The organism is Lentzea cavernae (genome assembly GCF_014653695.1).
In the GTDB taxonomy this organism is placed as follows: Bacteria; Actinomycetota; Actinomycetes; order Mycobacteriales; family Pseudonocardiaceae; genus Lentzea; species Lentzea cavernae.
Genome location: NZ_BNAR01000011.1, coordinates 130016 through 149586, shown reverse-complemented (window position 1 = coordinate 149586; position 19571 = coordinate 130016). Strand labels below are relative to the sequence as shown.

18 protein-coding genes are annotated in these 19571 nt (G+C 70.0%); 16 read left to right on the top strand and 2 right to left on the bottom strand.

The features are described from left to right. The first annotated feature begins 84 nt into the window (after nucleotides 1-84). The 16 genes from infB (at nucleotide 85) to IE307_RS31075 (ending at nucleotide 17533) form a co-directional block, all read left to right on the top strand. Nucleotides 85-3291 (top strand): translation initiation factor IF-2, encoded by a 3207-nt coding sequence (gene infB / locus IE307_RS31150; RefSeq protein ID WP_191302960.1) that lies wholly within the window; start codon nucleotides 85-87, stop codon nucleotides 3289-3291. A 70-nt stretch (nucleotides 3292-3361) separates the two neighbouring features. Continuing rightward, complete coding sequence (locus IE307_RS31145; RefSeq protein ID WP_191302959.1) at nucleotides 3362-3658, top strand: DUF503 domain-containing protein; 297 nt, start codon at nucleotides 3362-3364, stop codon at nucleotides 3656-3658. A 13-nt stretch (nucleotides 3659-3671) separates the two neighbouring features. Next, the gene (rbfA, locus tag IE307_RS31140; RefSeq protein WP_191302958.1) at nucleotides 3672-4121 is read left to right on the top strand and encodes a 30S ribosome-binding factor RbfA; all 450 of its coding nucleotides are present in this window, start codon (nucleotides 3672-3674) and stop codon (nucleotides 4119-4121) included. Between the two features lie 159 nt (nucleotides 4122-4280). Next, nucleotides 4281-5267, top strand: a complete 987-nt coding sequence (locus tag IE307_RS31135) for a DHH family phosphoesterase (protein ID WP_191302957.1) — start codon at nucleotides 4281-4283, stop codon at nucleotides 5265-5267. Next, nucleotides 5264-6397: an ROK family transcriptional regulator gene (locus IE307_RS31130; RefSeq protein WP_191302956.1), complete on the top strand. Its 1134-nt coding sequence runs from the start codon at nucleotides 5264-5266 to the stop codon at nucleotides 6395-6397. The genes IE307_RS31135 and IE307_RS31130 overlap by 4 nt, the downstream gene beginning before the upstream one ends. Nucleotides 6398-6447: 50 nt before the next feature. Next, nucleotides 6448-7749, top strand: coding sequence for an MATE family efflux transporter (locus tag IE307_RS31125; RefSeq protein ID WP_191302955.1), 1302 nt, complete (start codon nucleotides 6448-6450; stop codon nucleotides 7747-7749). Between the two features lie 95 nt (nucleotides 7750-7844). After that, nucleotides 7845-9170, top strand: coding sequence for an MFS transporter (locus IE307_RS31120; RefSeq protein WP_191302954.1), 1326 nt, complete (start codon nucleotides 7845-7847; stop codon nucleotides 9168-9170). Nucleotides 9171-9181: 11 nt separating this feature from the next. Continuing rightward, nucleotides 9182-10069, top strand: coding sequence for a tRNA pseudouridine(55) synthase TruB (gene truB, locus IE307_RS31115; RefSeq protein ID WP_268250429.1), 888 nt, complete (start codon nucleotides 9182-9184; stop codon nucleotides 10067-10069). A 73-nt stretch (nucleotides 10070-10142) separates the two neighbouring features. Then, the gene (locus IE307_RS31110; protein WP_191302953.1) at nucleotides 10143-11075 is read left to right on the top strand and encodes a bifunctional riboflavin kinase/FAD synthetase; all 933 of its coding nucleotides are present in this window, start codon (nucleotides 10143-10145) and stop codon (nucleotides 11073-11075) included. An 84-nt stretch (nucleotides 11076-11159) separates the two neighbouring features. Then, entirely contained in the window at nucleotides 11160-11645 is a 486-nt protein-coding gene (locus IE307_RS31105) for a helix-turn-helix domain-containing protein (RefSeq protein WP_191303097.1), read from the top strand. Continuing rightward, entirely contained in the window at nucleotides 11642-12088 is a 447-nt protein-coding gene (locus IE307_RS31100) for a 2'-5' RNA ligase family protein (RefSeq protein ID WP_191302952.1), read from the top strand. Before IE307_RS31105 ends, IE307_RS31100 begins: the two co-directional genes overlap by 4 nt. 128 nt (nucleotides 12089-12216) lie before the next feature. Beyond that, nucleotides 12217-12486, top strand: a complete 270-nt coding sequence (gene rpsO / locus IE307_RS31095; protein WP_045318466.1) for a 30S ribosomal protein S15 — start codon at nucleotides 12217-12219, stop codon at nucleotides 12484-12486. A 232-nt stretch (nucleotides 12487-12718) separates the two neighbouring features. Beyond that, on the top strand, nucleotides 12719-14965 hold the full coding sequence (locus IE307_RS31090; protein WP_191302951.1) for a polyribonucleotide nucleotidyltransferase: 2247 nt from the start codon (nucleotides 12719-12721) through the stop codon (nucleotides 14963-14965). Nucleotides 14966-15072: 107 nt separating this feature from the next. Beyond that, a complete protein-coding gene (locus IE307_RS31085; RefSeq protein ID WP_191303096.1) occupies nucleotides 15073-16365 on the top strand; it encodes a M16 family metallopeptidase in 1293 nt (430 codons plus the stop codon). After that, a complete protein-coding gene (gene dapB / locus IE307_RS31080) occupies nucleotides 16362-17099 on the top strand; it encodes a 4-hydroxy-tetrahydrodipicolinate reductase (RefSeq protein WP_191302950.1) in 738 nt (245 codons plus the stop codon). Before IE307_RS31085 ends, dapB begins: the two co-directional genes overlap by 4 nt. After that, complete coding sequence (locus tag IE307_RS31075; protein WP_191302949.1) at nucleotides 17096-17533, top strand: tetratricopeptide repeat protein; 438 nt, start codon at nucleotides 17096-17098, stop codon at nucleotides 17531-17533. Before dapB ends, IE307_RS31075 begins: the two co-directional genes overlap by 4 nt. 62 nt (nucleotides 17534-17595) lie before the next feature. On the opposite strand, the gene IE307_RS31070 is transcribed toward IE307_RS31075, so the two are convergent. Continuing rightward, nucleotides 17596-18249 carry a hypothetical protein gene (locus IE307_RS31070; RefSeq protein ID WP_191302948.1) on the bottom strand — a complete coding sequence of 218 codons (654 nt, stop codon included), beginning with the start codon at nucleotides 18247-18249 and terminating at the stop codon, nucleotides 17596-17598. Nucleotides 18250-18303: 54 nt separating this feature from the next. Next, nucleotides 18304-19509 (bottom strand): winged helix-turn-helix domain-containing protein, encoded by a 1206-nt coding sequence (locus tag IE307_RS31065; RefSeq protein WP_191303095.1) that lies wholly within the window; start codon nucleotides 19507-19509, stop codon nucleotides 18304-18306. Nucleotides 19510-19571 lie beyond the last annotated feature (62 nt).

Genomic DNA, 19571 nt, shown 5'->3' with positions numbered 1-19571 from the left:
AGCCGTGAAGCTGAAGACATGAACGCGCGACGTTAAGACGAGGTCGATGGGACTTGCCCGCCGGCCTCACGACCTAGGAGAGCAGTGGCAGGCAAGGCCCGCGTGCACGAGCTCGCAAAAGAGTTTGGTGTTACGAGCAAGGAAGTCCTGAACAAGCTCGCCGAACAGGGCGAGTACGTGAAGTCCGCGTCGTCCACCGTCGAGGCCCCCGTGGCCCGGCGGCTCCGTGACGCCTACGAAGCCAAGTCTTCGAAGCCGGCTCCCAAGCCGTCCGCTCCGAAGCCCAAGGCACCCGCACCCGCTGCCGCAGCAGCGCCCTCCGCCCCGGCGGAGTCGAAGCCTGCGGCCGACAAGCCCGCTGCGCCCAAGGGCATGCCCGGACCCCGTCCGGCCGCTCCTGGCCCGCGCCCGCCGGCTCCGAAGCCCGCCCCGGCAGCTCCTGCCGCGCAGGCCCCGGCAGCCCCCGCGGCGCCCGCACCGGCACCCGCTGCCCAGCCCCAGGCTCCGGCCGCCGCACCGGCACCCGCCGCGTCGGCTCCGGCAGAGCCCAAGGCCGCCCCGGCTCCCGGCACCAAGCCGGGTGGCGGACCGCGTCCGGGCCCGCGCCCGGCTCCGCAGCAGCAGCCCCAGCAGCCGCAGGCTCCCGCCGCGGCCGCCGGTGGTCAGCAGTCCCAGTCCGTGGTCCCGCCGCGCACGCAGGGCGCCAAGCCCGCTGGCCCGCGCTCCCCGCGTCCTGGCAACAACCCCTTCGGCGTCGGTGGCGGCAACGCTCCGTCGCCGCGTCCCGGACCTCGTCCCGGCCCGCGGCCCGAGCAGGGCGGCGACCGCCCCGCGGGCGGCCCGAAGCCCGGCGACCCGCGTCCGGCCAACCCGCGCCCCAGCGGCGCGCCGGGCCAGGGTGGCCCGCGTCCTGCGGCAGCGCAGGGTGGCGGCCGTCCCGGTGGTCCCGGCCAGGGTGGTCCTCGTCCCGGTGGCCCCGGTCAGGGCGGTCCTCGCCCGAACCCGGGCAACATGCCCCCGCGGCCGAACCCCGGCATGATGCCCGGCAACCGTCCGGCCGGTAACCGGCCCGGCCCTGGTGGCGGCGGTGGCCGTCCCGGTGGTGGCGGCGGTGGCGGCGGTCGTCCCGGTGGGGGCGGCGGCGGTGGCGGCGGCTTCCGCGGAGGCGGCGGTGGCGCCGGTGGCGGCGGCGGCTTCCGTCCCGGTGGCGGCGGTGGCGGCGGCGGTGGCTTCCGTCCCGGTGGCGGCGGTGGCGGCGGCGGCGGTTTCCGTCCCGGTGGTGGCGGCGGCGCAGGTGGCGGTGCCCCTGCCGGTGGCGGCGGTTTCCGCGGTCGTCCCGGTGGTGGCGGCGGCGCTGGTCGCGGCGGTACCGCTGGTGCCTTCGGTCGTCCGGGTGGTCCTGCGCGTCGTGGACGCAAGTCCAAGCGCCAGAAGCGCCAGGAGTACATGGACAACATGCAGGCGCCTTCGGTCGGTGGCGTCCGCCTGCCCAAGGGCAGTGGCGAGACGATCCGCCTGCCGCGCGGCGCTTCGCTGACCGACTTCGCCGACAAGATCAACGCCAACCCGGCGTCGCTCGTGCAGGTGCTCTTCCACCTGGGCGAGATGGTCACGGCGACCCAGTCGGTGTCCGACGAGATCTTGGAGCTGCTCGGCACCGAGATGAACTACGTCGTGCAGGTCGTGTCCCCCGAGGAGGAGGACCGCGAGCTGCTCGAGACGTTCGACATCACCTACGGCGAGGACGCCGGTGACGAGGACGACCTGCAGGTCCGCCCGCCGGTCGTGACCGTCATGGGTCACGTCGACCACGGCAAGACCCGCCTGCTCGACACCATCCGCAAGGCGAAGGTGCACGAGGGCGAGGCCGGTGGCATCACCCAGCACATCGGTGCCTACCAGGTGCAGACCGAGCTCGAGGGCAACCCGCGGCTCATCACCTTCATCGACACCCCGGGTCACGAGGCGTTCACCGCCATGCGTGCTCGTGGTGCGAACGCGACCGACATCGCGGTCATCGTCGTCGCCGCCGACGACGGCGTCATGCCGCAGACGGTCGAGGCCATCAACCACGCGCAGGCCGCTCAGGCGCCGATCGTGGTCGCGGTCAACAAGATCGACAAGGAGGGTGCGAACCCCTCCAAGATCCGTCAGCAGCTGACGGAGTACGGCCTCGTCGCAGAGGAGTACGGCGGCGACACGATGTTCGTCGACATCTCGGCGAAGCAGGGCATCAACATCGACAGCCTCCTCGAGGCCATCCTGTTGACCGCCGACGCTTCGCTGGACCTCCGGGCCAACCCGGACATGGAGGCCCAGGGTGTCGCGATCGAGGCGCACCTCGACCGCGGTCGCGGTCCGGTCGCCACGGTCCTGGTCCAGCGCGGTTCGCTCCGCGTCGGCTCCTCGATCGTCGCGGGTGACGCGTACGGTCGCGTGCGCCGCATGGTCGACGAGCACGGCGATGACGTCACCGTCGCGACCCCGTCGCGTCCGGTGCAGGTCATCGGTCTGACCTCGGTGCCGCGCGCCGGCGACTCGTTCCTCGTCGTCGACGAGGACCGGGTGGCCCGCCAGATCGCCGAGCGTCGTCAGGCCCGCACCCGCAACGCCGCCAACGCGGCGAAGCGCAAGCGCGTCAGCCTGGAGGACCTGGACGCAGCGCTGAAGGAGACTTCAGCACTCACCTTGATCATCAAGGGTGACAACTCGGGTACCGTCGAGGCCCTCGAGGACGCGCTCATGAAGATCGAGGTCGGCGACGACGTCGAGCTGCGCGTGATCCACCGCGGTGTCGGTGGCATCACCGAGGGCGACATCAACCTCGCCGTGGCCGGTAACGCCATCGTCCTGGGCTTCAACGTCCGGGCCGAGGGCAAGGCGACCGAGCTCGCGAACCGCGAGGGCGTGGACGTCCGGTACTACACGGTCATCTACCAGGCGATCGACGAGATCGAGGCGGCCCTCAAGGGTCTCCTCAAGCCGGAGTACGAAGAGGTCCAGCTCGGCCGCGCCGAGGTCCGCGACGTCTTCAAGTCCTCCAAGGTCGGCACGATCGCGGGTTGCATGGTCCTGTCGGGCGAGATCCGCCGCAACGCGCGTGCTCGCCTGCTCCGTGACGGCAAGGTGATCGCGGAGAACCTCCCGATCAGCTCGCTCAAGCGGTTCAAGGACGACGCCACCGAGGTCCGCGAAGGTTTCGAGTGTGGTCTCACGCTCGGCAACTACAGCGACCTCAAGCTGGAAGACGTCATCGAGACCTTCGAGATGCGCGAGAAGCCGCGCGCCTAGTCGGTGGGTGAGGGGTGCGGAGCCGTTTAACCGGTGGCTCCGCACCCCTTTCTTCTGGAGGATCTTGCGCATGTACGTGGGTGCTCTGGAACTGGACGTGTTGCTCGGTGACGTCCATTCGTTGAAGGAGAAGCGTTCGGTGGTGCGGCCCGTCGTGGCCGAACTGCGCAAGCGCTTCGAGGTCGCCGCGTCCGAAGCGGGTCATCAGGACCTGCACCGGCGCGCGTTGATCGGTGTCGCCGCGGTCTCCGCCGATGCGGCACATGTCAGGGACGTCCTGGCCGGCTGCGAAAGGCTGGTCGCGGGACGTCCCGAACTGGAACTGCTCTCCGCCCGGACGCGTCTCGTCGGACCGGAGGACGACTAGGAAGGGGAGGCTCGTGGCCGACACGGCACGTGCCCGCAAGCTCGCCAAGCGGATCTCGCAGATCGTCGCTTCGGCTCTGGAGCACGAGGTGAAGGACCCGCGTCTGGCGCGCGTCACGATCACCGACACCAAGGTGACCGGGGACCTGCACGACGCGACCGTGTACTACACCGTTCTCGGCGAGCGGCTGGACGTCGAACCCGATTACGCCGGTGCCGCTGCCGCCCTCGAGAAGGCCAAGGGCGTGTTGCGGTCCATGGTCGGGGCGCAGACCGGTGTGCGGTTCACGCCCACGCTGACGTTCATGACCGACACCGTGCCGGACGCGGCCAGGAAGATGGACGAACTGCTGGCGAAGGCCCAGGCAGCGGACGCCGAGGTCGCTCGGCGGGCCGTCGGGGCCGCTCCGGCGGGCGAGGCCGACCCGTACAAGGCGCCTCGCGAGGACGACGACGAGGACTGAGTCCTCTGCTCTCGACCAGGGCGGACACGTTTCGGCGTGTCCGCCTTTCGGTTTTCGCGGATCGTCCACTCGGCACACAGGCGCCGGAATCGGATGGAAACTGTCTTGTCCGAGGGTGCCGCACCGCACTTTCAGACGGTCAACGGCTAACGTCTCCCTGTGGCAGACGACCTGAGCACCACCATCGCCGAGGCCGCGCGGTTGCTGGCCGGCGCCCGTGATGTGACCCTCCTCAGTCACATCAACCCCGACGCCGACACGCTCGGGAGTGCTTTGGCGGTGGGGCTCGCGCTGCAGCGGCGCGGTGTGGCGGTGCGGGTCGCCTTCGGTGACCCGGAGGCCGTGCCCGAGAGCCTGAAGGCGCTGGACACGGCGGGGTTGCTCGTCCACCGCGACGAGGTGCCACAGGCGCCCGAGTTCCTGGTCGTCATGGACACCGGCAGCGTGCAACGGCTCGGGCCGCTCGGCGATCGCGTCGCGAACTGCCGCGGTCCCGTCGTCGTCGTCGACCACCACGTGTCGAACACGCGGTACGGGACGTTGCACTGCATCGACGCGCAGGCGGAGGCCACGGCCCTGATCGCGCTCAAACTGCTCGACGAGATGGACGTCGAGATCGACGAGCCCATCGCGCGGTGCCTCTACGCCGGACTCGTGACCGACACCGGCGGCTTTCGCAAGGCCGGCCCGGAGGCGCACAAGATCGCCGCGCGGCTGCTGGAGACCGGAGTGGACGCTTACGCCGTCACACGGCCGTTGATGGACGCGCATCCGTTCGCGTACCTCGGCATGTTGTCGCGCGTGCTGGCCAAGGCGGAGCTTGACCCGAAGGCCGCGCACGGCCTGGGGCTGGCGCATGCGGTCGTGAGCCTCGATGACGCACGTGGGGTGCGCAGCGAGGAGGTGGAGAGCGTGATCGACGTGGTGCGCTCGACCTCCGAGGCCGAGGTCGCAGCGGTGTTGAAGGAGCTCAGGCCGGGGTTCTGGTCCGTGTCGCTGCGGGCCGTGAGCCGGGTCGACGTTCGTGAGGTGGCGCAGGTCCTCGGGGGCGGTGGGCACCGGCTGGCGGCCGGGTTCACGTTCGACGGGGCCGCGGAGCAGGTCGTCGCCGCGCTCAAGGGCGCGTTGGATCGGGTGGGGTCATGACCAGGACAGGAAGCCCGCGGCTGCTGCGGGAGATCAACGACCGGGCCGCGATCGAGACGTTGCTGGGTACCGGCGCGATGACGCGGGCCGAGCTGGAAGAGGTGATCGGGCTCTCCAAGCCCGCTACCGCCCAGCTGCTGGCGCGGCTCGAAGAGGACGGCATGGTCGTCCGCACCGGGTTGCGCGGTGGCGGGCGCGGGCCTCGGGCGCAGATGTGGGCCGTCAACGGTGGCGTCGGGTACGTGGCGGCGGTGGCGTTGTCCGCCGAGCTGATCGACGTGGCCATCGCGGACATCACCGGGTCGTTGCTGGCCGAGCACAGCGCGCCGATGCCGAAGGAGAACACCCTCCGGGTCTTCCGCGAGACGGTGCAGAAGGCGGCCGTGCTGGCCGGGCTCACGCTCGAGGCGTTGTCGCACGTCGTGGTCGGGACGCCCGGTGCGGTCGACCCGGCGACCGGGCACCTCGGGTTCGCGCCGCACCTGCCCGGCCTCGAGGCCGTCGACCTGCCGTCGACGTTGCGCGAGCTGCTCGGCACGTCGGTGTCGATCGAGAACGACATCAACCTCGCCGCGCTGGAGGAGATGAGCTCCGGCCGGGCGGCCGGGGTGCGCAACTTCGTGCTGTTCTGGCCCGCGGACGAGATCGGGTCGGCGGTCGTGGTCAACGGCACGCTGCTGCGCGGTGTCACGGGCGGCGCTGGCGAGATCGACTCCATGCAGGTGCCCGGTGGCCGCTACGGCGACCAGGTGGACAGCGACGCGATCGTCCAGCTCGCGGCCGAGTACGGGATCTCCGAGCCGACCGGGCTGGAGGCCGTGGCGCACGCCCTGAACGCCGGCACCGAGGGCAAGGCGTTCCTGACGGCGCTGGCGCACAAGATCGCGCTCGGGCTCGCGAACGTCGTGTGCGTGCTCGACCCGGAGCTCGTGCTGCTGTCCGGTGCGGTGGCGCACGCGGGCGGCGAGACGCTGTGCGACCTCGTGGCCGTCGAGCTGCTGAAGCTCGTCGTGCCGCGGACCCCGGTGCACCTGGCGCAGATCACCGCGAAGCCGGTGCGGTCGGGGGCGTTGCACTCGGCGCTGGCCGTGGCGCGCGAGCAGGTGTTCGGGCTGCCCCAACGGTCGTGAGTGGCCGCCGTCACCGGACGAAAGAGCTTCGCAAAGCTTAGGTTCATCGGGTGGAGGATCGGGTTCCCGCTCGGCGGGTCATCGGGCTGGCGGTGCCCGCACTCGGGGTGCTGGCGGCCGAGCCGTTGTACGTGCTCGTCGACACGGCGGTCGTGGGCCACCTGGGGGCGTTGCCGCTCGCTGGGCTCGCTCTCGGCGGTGTGCTGCTCACGCAGGTGTCGACGCAGCTGACGTTCCTGTCGTACGGCACGACGGCGCGCACGGCTCGGTTGCACGGCGCCGGGCGGCGTCAGGAGGCCGTCGAGGAGGGCGTTCAGGCGACGTGGCTGGCGCTCGCCGCCGGTGTGCTCGTGGTGCTGCTGGGGCAGCTGTTCGCGCGGCCGCTGGCCGAGCTGCTCGCCGGACCCGGTGCCGTGGCGGACGCGGCGGTGGAGTGGGTGCGCATCGCGTTGTTCGGCGCGCCGTTCATCCTCGTGACGATGGCCGGCAACGGGTGGATGCGCGGCGTCCAGGACACGAAACGGCCGTTGAAGTACATCCTGATCGGCAACGGCATCAGCGCGGTGCTGTGTCCCGCGCTCGTGTACGGCGCCGGGTGGGGGCTCGAGGGCTCCGCGGTCGCGAACGTCGTGGCGCAGGTGCTCTCGGCCGGACTCTTCTTCAAGGCGTTGTTCGCGGAGCACGTGTCGTTGAGGCCGCAGTGGACCGCCATGCGCGCGCAGCTCGGCATGGGACGCGATCTGGTGCTGCGGAGCTTGGCGTTCCAGGCGTGCTTCATCAGCGCCGCGTCTGTGGCGGCACGGACGTCCGTCGGGGCGTTGGGTGCGCATCAGATCGTGCTGCAGTTGTGGACGTTCCTCGCACTTGTGCTCGACTCACTCGCCATCGCCGCGCAGTCGCTCGTCGGCGCGGCACTCGGGGCGTCGAAGCGCAGGCAGGCCGAGAGGCTCGCGTGGCAGATCACGCGGTACGGGCTGGTGTTCGGCATCGGTCTGGGGATCGTGTTCGCCTCGCTCGTGACCGTGCTGCCGCGGGCGTTCACGACGGACGCGGGCGTGCTCGGTGAGATTCCGAACGCGTGGTGGTTCTTCGTTGCGCTGCAACCGATCGCGGGTGTGGTGTTCGCGTTGGACGGTGTGCTGCTGGGCGCCGGTGACGTGAAGTTCATGCGGACCGCGACGCTCGGCTCGGCGGTGATCGGGTTCCTGCCGCTGGTGTGGGCCTCGCTCGCCTTCGGCTGGGGCCTGGTCGGCATCTGGACGGGCCTGTCGGCGTTCATGGTACTGCGGCTGCTGGCCGTGGTGTGGCGCACACGATCGGGGGAGTGGGCGGTCGAAGGCGCTGTTCGTTAGGCGCTGTGTCCGACCTCACGGCATGAAATCGTTACCAAGAAGGTTGTTTAGGCGATGTAACTAATATCTGCCCGTCCAACCTGGGGAGTGCCGTCTTGCCGCCGGTCGATCGCGCCACCCGAACCTCGTGGCTGATCTGGACCACCGCCGTCTTCGTCTACTTCGCCGCGCTCTTCCACCGCACCACGCTCGGTGTGGCCGGACTGGAGGCGAGCGAACGCTTCGGGCTCGGACCCGCTCAGCTCGGTGTCTTCACCGTGCTGCAGATCGGCGTCTACGCCCTCATGCAGATCCCCACCGGCCTGCTCGTCGACCGCTACGGGCCGCGCCGCGTGCTCACAGTCGCCGCCCTGCTCATGGGCACGGGCCAGGTGCTCTTCGCCGTCGCCGACTCGTACGCGCTCGGGCTCACCGCGCGCGCCGTGCTCGGCATGGGCGACGCGATGACGTTCATCAGCGTGATCCGCCTGGTCGCGACGCACTTCCCGCCGCGCCAGTACTCGCTCGTCGTGGCGGTCACCGCCGCGATCGGCGGTGTCGGCAACCTCGTCGCCACCGTGCCGCTGACGCTGCTGCTCGGCTCGGTCGGGTGGACGTGGGCGTTCCTCGTCGCGGGCGGGCTCACCGCGCTGTACTCGGTCGTGGCGTTCCTGCGGGTGCGTGACGTGCCCACGGGTTTCACCGCTCCGAAGCCGGAAGTCGTGCCGTTGCGCAAGATCTGGCCGAAGGTGCGGCAGGCGTGGAGCGTCCCCGGCACCCGACTCGGGTTCTGGGCGCACTTCAGCACGATGTCGACGCCGGCCGTGATCGGTCTGCTGTGGGGCTACCCGTACCTCGTGCAGGCGCAGGGGATGTCGGCACGTGCCGCGTCCTCGACCCTGGGCCTGCTCGTCATCGGCGCGATCGTGGCGAGCCCGATCGTCGGCGGGCTGTTCTCGCGCAACCCCGAGTGGCGCATGCCGATGTCCGTCGGGTTCCTGGGGTTCGCCCTGACCGGCTGGGCCGTGCTGCTGCTGTGGCCGGGCGGGCACGTGCCGGGGCCGGTCATCGCCGTGGTGTTCCTCGTGCTGACCGTCGGTGGGCCGATTTCGGGCGTGGCGTTCGCCCTCGCGCGTGACTACAACCCGTCGCACCGCCAGTCCACCGCCAGCGGCCTGGTCAACGTCGGGGGCTTCCTCGCCGTGACCGTGACGGCACTGGGTGTTGGTGTGCTGCTGGACCTCCTCGAGGGCGTTCTGGCGCCCGTGTCGGCGTTCCGCATCGCGTTGAGCTTCTGCGTTCTGGTGCTCGTGGTGGGCGGCTGGCGGATGCTCGTGTGGTGGCGTCGCGCACGTGCTGCCGTGTTCGAAGCGGAGGAGCGCGGGGAGACCGTGCCGGTGCAGATCCGGCGTCGGCGTTGGGACGCTCTGAACGTCGCTTAAGCTTTCTCGCCGTGAAACCCTCTGTTGCACCGGGCCTGGTCGTCGTCGACAAGCCGGACGGCATGACCTCGCACGACGTGGTGGCGCGTGTGCGCAGGATCCTCGGCACCCGCAAGGTCGGGCACGCCGGCACGCTGGACCCGATGGCGACCGGCGTGCTCGTGCTCGGCATCGAGCGCGCGACGAAGCTCCTCGGTCATCTGGCGCTCGACAGCAAGGCCTACCTCGCGACGATCGTGCTGGGCGCTTCGACCACCACGGACGACGCCGAGGGCGAGGTGCTGTCCACTGAGGACGCCTCCGGTGTCGCCGACGACGCGATCGCGGCCGAGATCGCGAAGCTGACCGGCCCGATCCAGCAGGTGCCGTCGTCCGTCTCCGCGGTGAAGATCGACGGCAAGCGCGCCTACGCCCGTGTGCGCGCGGGTGAGGACGTCGAGATCCCCGCACGCCCCGTGACCGTGCACCGGTTCGACGTGTTGTTCTCGCGCCGTGAGGACAAGCAGGTGCTGCTGGACGTGATGGTCGAGTGCTCGTCCGGCACCTACGTGCGCGCGCTGGCCCGCGACCTGGGCGCCGCGCTGGGCGTCGGCGGGCACCTGGGGGCGTTGCGGCGCACCAGGGTCGGCCCGTTCGACCTCCGCGTGGCCAAGACGCTCGAGCAGCTGGAGGAGACGCCGGGGCTGTCGCTGGACCTCGACTCGGCGGTCGCGACGGCGTTCCCGCGCCGGGAGATCGACCCGAACGAGGCGTCCGCGCTGTCGCACGGGCAGCGGCTGCGCGCGGGCGGGATCGACGGGACGTACGGGGTGTTCGGGCCGGACGGGCACGTCATCGCGCTGGCCAAGGACGAGGGCACCGCCTGCAAACCCGTCGTGGTGCTGAGCCCCGCCGGCTGAGGCGTGCCCGGCTCCGGCCCGCCTGGCGAGGCGGGCGGGCACCGGGGCGGTCCGGGGTCGTAGGCTGATCACCGTGCAACGCTGGCGCGGACTAGATCACCTTCCCGGCGGCTGGGGCCGCTGCGTCGTGACCATCGGCGTGTTCGACGGTGTCCACAAAGGCCACCAGGCCCTGGTCGGGCGCGCCGTCGGCCTCGCGGAGCAGCGCGGCCTGCCGAGCGTGCTGATGACCTTCGACCCCCACCCGTCCGAGGTGGTGCGCCCCGGCAGCCACCCCGCGCAGCTCACCACGCTGCGCCGGCGGTCGGAGCTGGTCGAGGCGCTGGGCGTCGACCACTTCGTGGTGGTGCCGTTCACGCTGGAGACCAGCAGGATGCCCGCGGACGAGTTCGTGCACGAGGTGCTCGTCGAGAAGCTGCACGCGGCCGCCGTCGTGGTGGGGGAGAACTTCACCTTCGGGCACAAGGCTGCCGGTAACGTCGCGTTGCTGCGTCAGCTGGGGCAGCGGTTCGGATTCGTGACCGAGGGGGCTGATCTGGTGTCCGCTGACGACGTGACCTACTCGTCGACCTACATCCGCGCGTGCATCGACGCGGGCGACGTGAAGGCGGCGGCCGAGGCGCTGGGCAGGCCGCACCGGCTCGAGGGGATCGTCGTCAAGGGCGACGGGCGGGGCAAGGACCTCGGGTTCCCGACCGCCAACCTGTCGACGCCGAAGTTCGCGGCCGTTCCGGCGGACGGCATCTACGCGTGCTGGTTCACCGACGCCAAGGGCAAGACCCTGAAGGCCGCCGTCTCAGTGGGGACGAATCCGACGTTCTCCGGGCGGGAGCGGCGAGTCGAGGCGTTCGTGCTGGACGTCGACGAGGACTATTACGGCCAGCGCGTCGCCGTGGACTTCGTCGACAGGCTGCGCGAGATGGAGAAGTACGACTCCGTCGAGGCCCTGCTCGAACAAATGCACCGCGACGTCGACCGAACGAGGGAACTGCTCGCCGAGTCGTGACCGTCAGATCAGGCGAAGTGGGCATCTGACAGCCCCTGGGCTGGCAGGATGCGGGTCAGAGTGCGGGCTACTGGAGAGGCCAAGGTGGAGGACCACAAGATCGTTCAGCGCAACCTCGCCCTGCAACGGGAGTGGTACGGGGAGCCCCTGGGCGACCGCGTGCGCAGGTTGGTCGTGGCCTTCAACGTGTCCCAGGCGCAGCTCGCGGACGTGCTCGGGATCAGCGCCCCCATGCTCAGCCAGGTGATGAGCGGTCGCCGCGCCAAGATCGGCAACCCCGCGGTGCTCGCTCGGATGATCATGCTCGAGCGCAAGATCCTCACGCCGGACGTGGCGACCGGGGCGCCGGAGGCGTTGCAGCGCGCGCTCGACGACGTGCGCGAGTCCAAGCCGACGGTGTCGCGCGACTCGTTCCCGATCAACGGCGAGGAGAGCGTCGCGTACCCGGTGCTGCGCCGCGTCGCCGACCGCGTGGAGCTGCAGCAGGCCGCCGATCTGCTGCACGAGGAGTTCCCGGCGATCGCGGAGCTCTTCCGCCGCGCCATCCGGGCCGCGGGGCCGCCCCGGTGAAGTTCTTCACCGCGCTGTTCCCGCCCCGGCACGTGGTCGACGAGCTCGACGCAGTGCTGGACCGCGATCTCGACCTGGAGTGGACGAAACCGGAGAAGTGGCACATCACGTTGTGCTTCCACGGTGAAACCGCTGATGAGGAACGCTTCAGGGCTCTCGAGGGCCACGAGGTGCCGCAACTGAGGCTCCAGAACTTCAACGACTTCCGCGGCAGGGTCCTGTGGGCGGGAATTCACGGCGAGTTAAATCAGTTGGCACGAGCAGCGGGCGCGAACGACAATTGGTTCGCGCACCTGACGGTGGCCTACGGGTACAAGGGACAACCGATGCCGGAGTTCCTGAGCAGCCCGTGGCAGCCGGCGGAAGCAGTGCTGGTGAGCAGCGCGAACGGCGTCTACACACCCGTGGACCGGGTGGGGTTGCGCACGTCAGCGCGCCGCTGAGCACTCTGCCTGATAGCCTTCGCAGTTGGGTCTGGCTGCGGTCCGTGGCGGCCAGTACCGGCTACCCCCGGCCAGCAATTCGGCGGGCGTGGGGCCGCACGGACCTGAACAAGTAGGAGAAGTACCTAGTGGCACTGTCCACGGATCAGAAGAAGTCCATCCTCGGTGAGTACGGTCTGCACGACTCGGACACGGGCTCGACCGAGGCGCAGGTCGCTCTGCTGAGCAAGCGCATCGCGGACCTCACCGAGCACCTCAAGCAGCACAAGCACGACCACCACTCCCGCCGTGGTCTTCTGCTGATGGTCGGCCGTCGCCGCCGTCTGCTGAACTACCTGACCAAGGTGGACATCAACCGCTACCGCGCGCTGATCCAGCGCCTCGGTCTGCGCAGGTGATTTCTGCCGAGGGGGAGTGACCGGCCGGTCACTCCCCCTCGGTGCACAACCGGGTGTATACAGATCCCTGGTTGCAAAGAGGAAGAAAAACAGGACCCGCGTCGCGCGGAGCAGTTTCCGCGCCGGTCCTCGGTAGTGGCCTCCTGGTGGAAACGCCCCAGGAGACTTCGATCGAAGACCGGCCTCGTCAAAACGCGCGTGCGGAGTCCAAAAGACGAGGAGTTACAAGTATATGACGGACATTGAAGTCCACGAGGCGTCTGCCGTAATCGACAACGGCAAGTTCGGCTCGCGCACCATCCGCTTCGAGACCGGGCGCCTCGCGCGTCAGGCCGCCGGCAGCGTGGTGGCGTACCTGGACGACGAGACCATGCTTCTGAGCGCCACGACGGCGTCGAAGCACCCCAAAGAGCACTTCGACTTCTTCCCCCTCACGGTGGACGTCGAGGAGCGCATGTACGCCGCGGGCCGCATCCCCGGCTCGTTCTTCCGGCGTGAGGGTCGTCCGAGCACGGACGCCATCCTCACCTGCCGCCTGATCGACCGTCCGCTGCGCCCGTCCTTCGTGGACGGTCTGCGCAACGAGATCCAGGTCGTCATCACGGTCATGAGCCTGAACCCGAAGGACCTGTACGACGTCGTGGCGATCAACGCCGCGTCCGCGTCGACGCAGCTCGCGGGTCTGCCGTTCTCCGGTCCGATCGGTGGCGTCCGCGTGGCGCTCATCGAGGGCCAGTGGGTCGCGTTCCCGACCTACGAGCAGCTCGAGAAGGCCGTGTTCGACATGGTCGTCGCGGGCCGCGTGGTCGAGTCCGGCGACGTCGCGATCATGATGGTCGAGGCCGAGGCCACCGACAACGTGATCGACATGATCGCCGAGGGCGCCACCGCCCCGACCGAGGAGGTCGTGGCCGCGGGCCTCGAGGCCTCCAAGCCGTTCATCAAGGTCCTCTGCGAGGCCCAGGCGCAGCTCGCCCAGGTCGCCGCGAAGGCCACCGGCGAGTTCCCGACGTACCCGGCCTACCAGGCCGACGCGTTCGAGGCCGTCGAGTCGTCCGCGTCGGGCGAGCTCGCGCAGGCGCTGACCATCGCGGGCAAGGCCGAGCGCGAGTCCAAGCTCGACGAGGTCAAGGCCGCCACGCTCGAGAAGCTGGCCGAGCAGTTCGAGGGTCGCGAGAAGGAGGTCGGCGCCGCGTTCCGCTCGCTGACCAAGAAGCTCGTGCGCCAGCGCATCCTGCGCGACAACGTCCGCATCGACGGCCGCGGCCTCACGGACATCCGTGACCTCGGCGCCGAGGTGGCCGTGATCCCGAGGACGCACGGTTCGGCGCTGTTCGAGCGCGGCGAGACCCAGATCCTGGGTGTCACCACGCTGAACATGCTGCGCATGGAGCAGCAGATCGACTCGCTGGCTCCCGAGACGCACAAGCGCTACCTGCACCACTACAACTTCCCGCCCTACTCGACCGGTGAGACCGGCCGCGTGGGTTCGCCGAAGCGCCGCGAGATCGGCCACGGCGCGCTGGCCGAGCGGGCGATCATGCCCGTGCTGCCCAAGCGCGAGGAGTTCCCCTACGCGATCCGCCAGGTGTCCGAGGCGCTGAGCTCCAACGGCTCGACGTCCATGGGCTCGGTCTGCGCGTCGACCCTGTCGCTGCTCAACGCGGGTGTCCCGCTGAAGGCGCCGGTCTCCGGCATCGCGATGGGTCTCGTCTCCGACGAGGTCGACGGTGAGACCCGCTACGTGGCGCTGACCGACATCCTCGGTGCCGAGGACGCGTTCGGCGACATGGACTTCAAGGTCGCGGGCACCAAGGAGTTCGTGACGGCGCTGCAGCTCGACACGAAGCTCGACGGCATCCCGTCCGAGGTTCTCGCGCAGGCCCTCGGCCAGGCGCGCGACGCTCGCTACACGATCCTCGAGGTCATGGCCGAGGCCATCTCCGACCCGGACGAGATGAGCGCCTTCGCTCCGCGCGTGACGTCGGTCAAGATCCCGACCGACAAGATCGGCGAGGTCATCGGCCCGAAGGGCAAGATGATCAACTCGATCACCGAGCAGACCGGTGCCGACATCTCCATCGAGGACGACGGCACGATCTACGTCGGTGCGGCGGACGGCCCCTCGGCCGAGGCCGCGATCGGCATGATCAACGCGATCGCGAACCCGCAGCTGCCGAAGGTCGGCGAGCGCTTCCTGGGCACCGTGGTGAAGACGGCCGCGTTCGGCGCGTTCGTCTCGCTGCTGCCCGGCAAGGACGGCCTCGTCCACATCTCGAAGCTGGGCAACGGCAAGCGCATCGCGAAGGTGGAGGACGTCGTCAAGGTCGGCGACAAGCTCCGCGTCGAGATCGCCGACATCGACCAGCGCGGCAAGATCAGCCTCGTCGTCGTGAACGAGGACGACGCGGCGAAGCCGGCTGACGCCCCGGAGGCCGTCGAGGCCACCGAGGCTGCTGAGGCGGCTCCCGCGCAGTGAGTGCGACGAGCAACAACGTGACGGCCGCGGGTGCACCCACCCGCGGCCGTCCGCGTACTGCGACGCCGGGCCACCTCCAGAAGCCCGGCAGCACGCGGGTGCTGGAGATGTCCGCGGGGTCCGAGGTGCGGCGCAGCATGCTGCCGTCGGGCCTGCGCGTCATCACCGAGCGCATCCCGAGCGTGCGGTCCGCCTCGGTCGGGCTGTGGGTGCAGGTCGGGTCCCGTGACGAACGGCCCGAGGTCGCGGGTGCCGCGCACTACCTGGAACACCTGCTGTTCAAGGGAACTTCGCGCCGGTCTGCCGCTGCCATCGCGGAGGAGATCGACGCGGTCGGCGGCGAGCTGAACGCGTTCACCGCGAAGGAGCACACCTGCTACTACGCGCACGTCCTGGACGAAGATCTGCCGTTGGCGGTGGACCTGGTCGCGGACGTGGTGTTCGAGGCCATCTGCGGTCCGCGTGACTTCGAGACCGAACGCGGTGTCGTGCTCGAAGAGATCGCGATGCGCGACGACGACCCGGAAGACCTGCTGCACGACGCGTTCATCGAGGCGATGTTCGGCGACCACGCGCTGGGCCGCCCCGTCCTCGGCACCGAGAAGTCCATTCAGGACATGCAGCGGGACAACCTGTTCTCGTTCTACAAGAAGCGCTACACGTTGCCGCGCATGGTGTTCGCCGTCGCCGGCAACATCGAGCACGCGCACGTCATGCGCCTGGTGCGCAAGGCCGTCGGCGACCGGCTGTCGCGGGAGGGCAGCGCGGTGGCGCCACGAGCGGGTCGCGCGCGCATCGCCGACGCCCGCAAGCTGGTGCTGCACACCGACGACACCGAGCAGGCGCACCTCATGCTCGGCATGAAGGGCCTGGACCGCCACGACGAGCGCCGGTTCGCGTTGAACGTCCTGAACGCGGCCATCGGCGGCGGCATGAGCTCCCGGCTGTTCCAGGAAGTGCGCGAGCGGCGGGGCCTGGCGTACCAGGTGTACTCGTCGGTCGGCCTGTACGCGGACACCGGCACGTTCGCCGTCTACGCGGGCTGCCAGCCCGATCGCCTCGGCGAGACCGCCGGCGTGATCCGCGAGGTGCTCGTCGACGTCGCCCGCGGCGGCCTGTCCGACGCCGAGGTGGCGCGCGGCAAGGGCCAGCTGCGCGGTGCCCTCGTCCTGGGCCTGGAGGACACCAGCTCCCGGATGTCGCGCATCGGCAAGTCCGAACTGAACTACGGCGACCACCTCAGCGTGGAGGACACGCTGGCGCGCATCGACGCCGTCTCCGCCGACGAAGTGGCGCTGCTCGCACGTGATCTGCTGCGCCGACCCGTCGCCGCGGCGGTGGTCGGCCCTTACGATCACGCCGACGATCTGCCGGACCAGGTACACGAGGTGATTGCATGATTCGCGTCGGAGTTCTCGGCGCGCGGGGCCGCATGGGCGCCGAGGTGGTCCGCGCGGTCGAGGCCGCGAAGGACATGGAGGTCGTCGCGGCCATCGACGCCGACGACCCGTTGTCGTCGCTCGTGGACGCGGGCGTCCAGGTCGTCGTCGACTTCACGCACCCCGACGTCGTGATGGACAACCTCGCGTTCTGCGTCGCCGCCGGAATCCACTGCGTCGTCGGCACTTCCGGCTTCGACCAGCCCAAGCTGGACGCGGTTTCCGCGCTGCTCGAGGGTCGTTCGGACGTCGGCGTGCTCATCGCTCCGAACTTCGGCATCGGCGCCGTCCTGCTGATGCGCTTCTCGGAGATCGCGGCCCGCTACTACGAGTCGGCCGAGATCATCGAGCTGCACCACCCGCGCAAGGCCGACGCCCCTTCGGGCACGGCCGCCCACACCGCCCGCCTGATCGCGGCGGCCCGGTCCGGCATGGACCCGATGCCCGACGCGACCACTGTCGAGGAGCCGGGTGCCCGAGGCGCTCTGGTCGACGGCGTGCGGGTCCACTCGCTGCGGATCTCCGGGATGATCGCGCACCAGGAGGTCGTGTTCGGCGGCGAGAGCGAGACCCTGACGATCCGCCAGGACTCGTTGCACCGCACGTCCTTCATGCCCGGCGTGGTGCTGGGCGTGCGGGAGATCGTGTCGCGCCCCGGCCTGGCCGTCGGCCTCGACAAGTACCTCGACCTGTGAAGGTCCGCATCACCGTCGCGGTGCTGATCGCGGCACTCGCGGTCTACTTCGTGCTGCTCACCGGTCGTGCGGTCGCCTTGCTGCGGACCGGTGAGGTGGTCGGTGTGCTGCTGGGCGTCGGTGTGCTGATCCTGCCGTTGCTCGGGGTGTGGCTCGTGTACTCCAACCTGCGGTTCGGGTGGGAGACGGAGAAGATGGCCCGCGAGCTGGACGCGGACGGGCTGCTGCCCGACGTGTCGCACCTGCCGCGCCGTCCGTCCGGGCGGGTGGATCGGGATGCCGCTGACTCGTGGTTCGAGGAGCGGCGGGCCGAGGTCGAGGCTGCGCCCGAGGACTGGCGGGCTTGGTTCCGGCTGGCCTACGCGTACGACATCGCGGGGGATCGCGGGCGGGCGCGGGAGACGATGCGGAAGGCGATCGAGCTGCACGCCTGATCTTGTCGGTGGTGCTGAGTACGGTGAAACGCAGGGGTTCCCGGTCAGGGGGTACCCCTGCGTCAGCGTGCTGACGGGAGCGTGAACCCGAAGTGCTGCTCCTTGCGCTGGCCGCCCTCGCAGATCCACGTCGCGGTGACAGGCCAGTTCCGAACCGCTCGCAGGTCGGCGGATTCGTCCAGGGTCAGAGGCGGTAGATCGAGGGTGAAACCCGGATAGATCACGGTGCCGACCCCGTACCACGTCAGAGCTCCGAAGTAGCCGTCCTGCCCGAACTCTTCGTGGGCCCAGCCCTGGTTCAGGCCTTCCCGGTGGAAGACGCCCTCGTTTCCCACGCGCAGTCGCACGACAGGCCTGAGCGCACTGGCGTTCCCGGTGTTCGTCAGCCTCAGCTTGATGACACTGAGCGAGTTGCTCGCAACCAGCACGAGGTCTGGCCGCTGGAGGCTGTTCCTGTAAGCGACCAGGGCGACCGCCACCGCGATCAAGGCGGCGACTGCCGTCCACCACGAGGCAGCGGCCTGCACCACGCTCATCTTGGTGGCCGTGTCGCCGTCCGAGGCGAGGACCACGATCGGGATCACGCCCAGGAGCACTGCAGTCGGCACGCCCACGACGAGGATCACCGCCGTTTGCACCCCGGAGCTGAGCCGCGGGCGCACGACCTTGGCGGCACCGATGGTGTCCTGTGGCCCGTCCGGTGTCTCGCCACTCATGCCTGACCTCCTGTGCGCCGCTGACACCATCGGGTTCCCAGCATGCGTGCCGAGCTACCCGTTGATCACCGCGGCGATCAGCTCCGCCGCCAGATCCCCCTTCTGCACCACCAGAACCTCCTCCAGCCCCATCCACTCGGCCATGTGCCGCAACTCCGCCGCCAACTCCACGGCGACCCGGGCACGATCCACCCCGGGCTCGGCCCAGGCCGACTGCACCCGCAGCACCCCCGCCGCCCGATCAGCCTTGATGTCCACCCGCCCCACCAGCGAACCGTCCAACAGGAACGGGAACACGTAATACCCGTGCACCCGCTTGGGCTCCGGCACGTAGATCTCGATGCGGTACCGGAACCCGAAGATCCGCTCGGTCCGGGCCCGCTCCCAGATCAGCGGATCGAACGGGCACAGCAACGCCCGCCCCACGACCCGTCGCGGCACACGAGCCTCGACGTGCCGGTACCCGACGCCCTTCCACCCGTCGACGGCCACGGGCTCCAGCACACCGTCCGACACCAGCGAAGCGACGGCGGCCTGCGAGCGGCGAGGGTCCAACCGGTAGTAGTCGCGCAGATCAGGTTCGGTCGCCACTCCCAAAGCGACGGCGGAGCGCAGCACCAGTTCGCGGGCGCCGGACTCGGGAGTCCACTGCTGCGCCAGCACCTCGGCCGGGATCACGCGCTCGGTCAGGTCGTAGAGGCGTTCGAACGAACGGCGGGTGCCGGTGGTGAGGACCCCGACGCCGAAGAGGACCTCGCAGATGCGCTTGACCTCGGACCAGTCCCACCACGGGCCCTTCGCGCGGCCGCGGTCGCCCATGAGGGCCTTCTCCAGGGCGCCGGCGCCGATGGGGCCCAGTTCCTTCACGGCGGCCAGGACGTCGTCCACCAGCTGGGGGGAGCGTTCGAGGATGGTCTGGTAGTTCTGCCACCAGCCGCGCTTCTTCGCGCCCGAGTGGAACAGGGGCCAGTCGGCGACGGGGACGAGAGAGGCTTCGTGGGCCCAGGTCTCCACGAGCATGCGGGGCTTTCGGGGCGAGTCCGTCCAGGCGGCCTCGTCCAGCAGTGAGGGCGAGTAGGCGCCCAGGCGGGAGAACAGCGGCATGTAGTGCGCGCGCACGGCGACGTTCACCGAGTCGATCTGCAGGAGCTGCACGCGGGACAGGACGCGTTGCAGGTGTCTGCGGGTGGCCGCGGACGGCCTCAGGTCGGTGAAGCCCTGGGCTCCCAGCGCGATTCGACGGGCCACGTCCGCACTCATCCTCTGCACGTGCGCGATGGTGCCACGCACCCCTGACAATTCGACGTCGATAGGGTGCGTTC